Source organism: Hydrogenophaga sp. OTU3427 (assembly GCF_038440225.1).
Taxonomy (GTDB): Bacteria; Pseudomonadota; Gammaproteobacteria; order Burkholderiales; family Burkholderiaceae_C; genus Hydrogenophaga.
The window spans coordinates 1-204 of record NZ_JASATI010000155.1 but is presented as its reverse complement, the minus strand read 5'-3'; the positions used below and the strand labels follow the sequence as shown (position 1 = coordinate 204).

1 protein-coding gene is annotated in these 204 nt (G+C 66.2%); it reads left to right on the top strand.

The genetic code is table 11. The features are described 5' to 3' along the window. On the top strand, positions 1–204 hold a 204-nt coding region (locus AAHB17_RS24715; protein ID WP_342133712.1), incomplete at both ends, for a GTP-binding protein.

Here is a 204-nt window from a genome sequence, read left to right as displayed (position 1 = left end):
CACGTGGACTGCCCCGGCCACGCCGACTACGTCAAGAACATGATCACCGGTGCCGCCCAGATGGACGGCGCCATCCTGGTGTGCTCGGCCGCTGACGGCCCGATGCCCCAGACCCGCGAACACATCCTGCTGGCCCGCCAGGTGGGCGTGCCTTACATCATCGTGTTCCTGAACAAGTGCGACATGGTGGACGACGCCGAGCTG